We start from the raw sequence: 4,883 nt of genomic DNA on the forward strand, positions 1-4,883 counted from the left end.
TTCCGAGCATGGTGAAGTGTCCTCGGATCGCGATCCGCCATTATCCGATGCGCGTTCAAGGCGCGCTCGCTTGGGTCTGGATGGGCAGCGAGGAGGCCATGCTCCGCCTGCCGGCACCACCCGCGACGCCCTGGTTGGAGGCAGGCGCGGACTGGGCCTACGCGACCGGTCACTATGATCTGTTCGGCAATTGGATCTTGATGGCGGAGAACCTGATGGATCTCACCCATATCCCCTTTCTGCACCAAGCAAGCTTCAACTTCCCCAAGGCGTTCGCGCAAGCGCCTGTGAAATTGGAGATCAGCGGTGACCGCCTGTCCTACTATCGCGACAACCCGCCCAATTATCAGCGGTCGGGGTTTCTGCCCACGGAAGCTTCCGAGGCAATCGAGGCGGCCGGCTTTCAGGCGAGGAGTACCGTCCGTTTCGTATCGCCAGCACTCACCCACGGCGGCGGACGTTTCGTCCTTGACCGTCCAGGTGCGGGGGCGCAACCGACCTATGAGTGGCAGGTCATCCACTTCACGACGCCGATCACCGACCGTGAGACAAAATACTGGTACTTCTTCGCGCGCAACTATTCGCTGGACGATAGGGCGCTGACGGAGAAGCTGAAGACCATGATCGTGAACGGGTTCGAGGAGGATCGGGTGGCGATCGAACTGGTCCAGGTCATGCACGAAAAGGATACGCACGATTACCGGGAGGTGCATTTCAAGAGCGACGCGCCCTCGGTCGCGATGCGGCGGATCGTGGCGGGGATGGCCCGACGGGAGGCCGAGGCTCGGCGCAGCCCGGCGAACGCATCTTCCATAGACCAGATCGAGCAGATCGCGGCCGAATAGCGGCCGCGGTCTCGGTCGCCGTTCCGCGCAGCATCGGTCCAGATAGCCGGCTTTCGCGTTGCCGGCGGACAGATCAGGCGGCGCAGGCGGCCAGTTCGGCGATCGCGGTCTCGTCAGCCCGTCGTCCCGACACCCTGGCCAGCAGACCCTCCGGCCAGACTTCCCCGCGCCAAGCGACATGCTGGTCGGGGCGCACGAGCGTCAGGGAGGCCGAATATGTGTCCAACAGAGCGGGATCAGGGACGTGCAAGATCTTCAGCGGTGTCCCCGTGGCGATCGCCTCTCGCCGGGCGGCTCCCACCTGGTCGTCCTCGGCTCCGTCGAGCACGACGAGCGTGAAGCCCTGGCCGAACAGGTCGTAAAGCGATGTCCCATCCTCCAGCCAGCGATGCGGTGCGAGACACCCAGGCGAGGCTGAGGGCACATAGTCGCGCGATGCTTCCCAGGCGCGCGCCGACCCGTCGTCCACGATTATCGGAGAGTCTCGATAACAATAGCCGAGGACGACGCCCAATCCGTAGAACTCAGGCGTCTTCTCGCTCCAGATGAGATCCGCCAGTTCCCGACGCACCTGCTCGCCTTCGGGCGTCGCGTCCTCGATACCGTCCCGGACCAGCTGGTTAGGGGCTAGCGCGTGGTTGGCCTGCGCCTCGTCCATGACATACTCGTGGGCCGGGCGGCGCTCGATTTCGTAGCTGTCGAGCAGCGATTCCCCGCCCCAACCCTCCAGAACGGCGGCGATCTTCCAGCCCAGGTCGACGGAGTCGGCGACGCCCATGTTCATCCCATAACCACCGAACGGCGGATGAAGGTGACAGGCGTCACCCACCAGGAAAGCACGGCCTCGTGAGTACCGGTCGGCGAGAAGTCGACTGGCGATCCATTCGTCCGAACTCAGGATGCGGTAGGGCAGATCGATACCCGTCGACCGGCGAATGAGGTCCAGCGTCTCCTCCTCACTGTGTCGCGCGCCTGGCGGCAGCCCGGTGGGCATGAAGTACCAGAGGTCGCCCTCGTCCATGGGCCCTATCAGGCTCGGGACATCAGGGTTGAGCTGCCAGTACATGATACCCGGGCCATGAGGATGGGCGTCGGCCAGACCGGGTGCGTGAAAGATCGTATTGTAGTTGCGCGACAGGCCGTAGGTACCGACCATCGTCGCCCCGATCAGGTCGCGCACCGTGCTGCGCGCGCCGTCCGCACCGACGATGTACGACGAGCGAGCTTGGACCTCCGAGCCGTCGACCACGTCGCGTATGCGCGCGGTCACGCCCGACGCGTCCTGCTCGAACCCGACGAGCTCCTGACCGAACGACAGCTGGACGGAGTCGAGCGAGCGAGCGCGCTCGAGCAGCACGGCTTCGAGCTTGTATTGCGGGATCCACTGCGAATGTTCGGAGTAACGGTGGTCGCGCTCGGGCGAGCAGGAAAGCGCATGGTCGAAGCGCGCGATCCCGGGCCCGCCCAGCCGCGTGACGAAATGGATGTTCGACGGGTAGTCGATGCCGAACGGCGACGCCGCGGCGAGCCGGTCGGCGATTCCCCATCGACGCAGATGTTCCCGCGTGCGGGCGTTGGTCGTCTTCGCGCGCGGAGCATGGCCCGCGCGTTCGTTCCGCTCGATCAATCGGCAGCGGATCGAACGGGTGCCCAATTCGATCGCCAACGCCAAGCCGGCCGGTCCCGATCCCACGATGATGACCTGCGGCTCCGCATCGCCCGCAACTAGCGCCACACTCGATCTCCCACATATCGAGCTGCCAATTATCCTGCGCGACCGGTGATCGCAGGATGCCAGTAAAGCTTCTGCGATACTCGCGTGGCATCGCGGCGGGGCGCGATGGGCTTGCGACCATTCCATCGGCCCACCCCGATGACCGCTTCGGCTCCGCCGCATCCGTTCGGTATCGGGAGGCGTGAATTGGTATCGCCGGCGCGCTAGGCCCCTGTGGCACACGAGAAGGCCTGGAACGAGTGTCGGGCACGACGGGATCGTCTCGCCGATCCGGACACGGAGACGATCACGATGAGACTGTTACGCTACCTCGCCGACGGCTCACCGACCATCGGCGCCGTATCCGGCGAAGGGATCGTGCCCATCGGCGATATCCTCCCCAAGTTCACCCGGATGAAGCAGCTCGCCGCGGCGGGGCCGGACGCGCTTGATCGGCTCCGCGACAAGCTCGCCGCCGCCACTCCCCGCATGGCGCTCGCCGATGCGCGGCTTCTCGCCCCCATCGAGCGCCCCGGCAAGTACCTCGCCATCGGCATGAACTATCGCAGGCACATGGAGGAAGCGGTCAAGCTGGGCATCGCGCCGCCCACCAACCAGCTCTGGTTCAACAAGCAGACGACCTGCGTCGCAGGTCCATACGACGACATCGACCCGGGCGTGACCGAGAAGCTCGATTATGAAGTCGAACTCGGCGTGGTGATCGGCCGCACCGCCAAGAACGTCGATGCGGACGATGCACCCGCGCACGTCTTCGGCTATTTCGTCGCCAATGACGTGTCGGCCCGCGATTGGCAGTTCCACACGCCGACCTTCACCATGGGGAAGTCGTTCGACACGCACGGCCCGATCGGACCGTGGATCGTGACGGCCGACGAGATCGCCGATCCGCATACGCTGGACGTCAGGTGCCTGGTCAACGGCGAGCTCCGCCAGTCGAGCAATACCGAGCAACTCATCTACTCCGTCTGGGCTCAGATCGCCTATCTGACGACGGCCTTCACACTCGAGCCGGGCGACCTGCTCGCGACGGGCACGCCCGAAGGCGTCGGCGTCTCCATGGTCCCGCCGCGCTTCCTCGTCGAAGGCGATGTCGTCCGATGCGAGATCGATCGGATCGGCGCGATCGAGAACCGGATCGCGCGGCGCTAGCCCGATCCGGACGACCAGACGCATGAACGCGCCAAAGATCCTGGTGATGGCCGCGAACGGCAACCAAGGCAGGTTGCTGGTTCCGCGGCTACTGGCCGCCGGCGCGAATGTCCGGGCCTTTGTCCGTACCGAGGCTTCGGCCTCGGCCCTCCGGTCCGCCGGCGTCGTCGATATCGTGACGGGCGACATGGCCGACCGGGAACTGCTCGGCCGGGCGATGCACGGGATCGAGAAAGTCTATCATGTCGGCCCGACCGCGCATCCCAAGGAGCGCGAGATGGGGTTCGCGGCCGTCGATGCGGCGCGTGCGGCCAGCGTCGGGCATTTCGTCTTCAGCTCGGTGCTGCACGCGATCACGACCGATCTCATTCAGCACGAGATCAAGCGCGACATCGAAGAACATCTCCTCTCGTCCGGTCTTGCCTTCACCATCCTGCAGCCGACCAACTACATGTCCCCCATCAAGCTTCGACCGGCGTTCGAACTAGGCGTGTTCCGGCTATCTTGGGCACTGGATCGTCGCCAGTCGCTGGTCGATCCAGCGGACATCGCCGAGGTTGCGGCCATGGCGCTCATGGACAGCGAACGCCATGCGGGCGCGACCTACGAACTCGCGGCACCCGGCCGGCATACGGCGCACGAACTCGGCGCGATCATCTCGCGTGTGCTGGCACGACCGATCGCGGTCGAGGAGATCGACGCCGACACGTATCTCAAGGCCTTCTTCGGAGACGTCGGGCCGGACCAGTTTCCGCACGAGGCGCGCGTGCTTCGCGCCATCAGCGCCAGGTACGGCGCTCACGACTTCGTCGGCAATCCGAACGTGCTTACATGGCTCCTGGGTCGTCCCCCCACGACCTTCGAGCAGTTCGTCCGACGACAATTCGATGTCTTTAGGGCAAACTCGACGACGGCGGCCCCGATCACGCGGTGAGCGCGAACCCGGTGACGGCGCGGCTGTCGACCTGGGTCGCGATCGCCGGCGCGGACGGTCGCGAAATCCCGCAGGTCGAGCGTTCTCCGATTCAGCCCGTCGCGATATTCGGCCCCGGAACCCCGAACGGCCTTCCTACGCAACCGTTGCCAGGAACGCCGCATAGTGCTTCTCGGCGAACCGCTCGAAGGTCGTCGGTTCACGCCCGAGCAGCCAGGCG

At 65.3% G+C, this 4,883-nt stretch carries 4 protein-coding genes; 3 read left to right on the top strand and 1 reads right to left on the bottom strand.

The features are described 5' to 3' along the window. Positions 1-845 (top strand): hypothetical protein (locus ACFE71_RS14905; RefSeq protein WP_375429549.1); only part of this gene is annotated, 845 nt, incomplete at its 5' end. A gap of 73 nt (positions 846-918) precedes the next feature. Here ACFE71_RS14905 and ACFE71_RS14910 read toward each other — a convergent pair. Beyond that, on the bottom strand, positions 919-2,580 hold the full coding sequence (locus ACFE71_RS14910) for an FAD-dependent monooxygenase (RefSeq protein ID WP_375429550.1): 1,662 nt from the start codon (positions 2,578-2,580) through the stop codon (positions 919-921). A gap of 291 nt (positions 2,581-2,871) precedes the next feature. On the opposite strand from ACFE71_RS14910, the gene ACFE71_RS14915 reads away from it, so the two are divergent. Both ACFE71_RS14915 and ACFE71_RS14920 read left to right on the top strand, forming a co-directional pair. Beyond that, on the top strand, positions 2,872-3,729 hold the full coding sequence (locus ACFE71_RS14915) for a fumarylacetoacetate hydrolase family protein (RefSeq protein WP_375429551.1): 858 nt from the start codon (positions 2,872-2,874) through the stop codon (positions 3,727-3,729). Between the two features lie 22 nt (positions 3,730-3,751). Next, positions 3,752-4,663 carry an SDR family oxidoreductase gene (locus ACFE71_RS14920; protein ID WP_375429552.1) on the top strand — a complete coding sequence of 304 codons (912 nt, stop codon included), beginning with the start codon at positions 3,752-3,754 and terminating at the stop codon, positions 4,661-4,663. Positions 4,664-4,883 lie beyond the last annotated feature (220 nt).

Source organism: uncultured Sphingomonas sp., assembly GCF_964237155.1.
Lineage (GTDB): Bacteria > Pseudomonadota > Alphaproteobacteria > Sphingomonadales > Sphingomonadaceae > Sphingomonas.

Bases quoted from the DNA above. Each gene is read 5' to 3' on its own strand.
- ACFE71_RS14915 (WP_375429551.1), top strand. From the start codon at position 2,872: ATGAGACTGTTACGCTACCTCGCCGACGGCTCACCGACCATCGGCGCC.
- ACFE71_RS14920 (WP_375429552.1), top strand. From the start codon at position 3,752: ATGAACGCGCCAAAGATCCTGGTGATGGCCGCGAACGGCAACCAAGGC.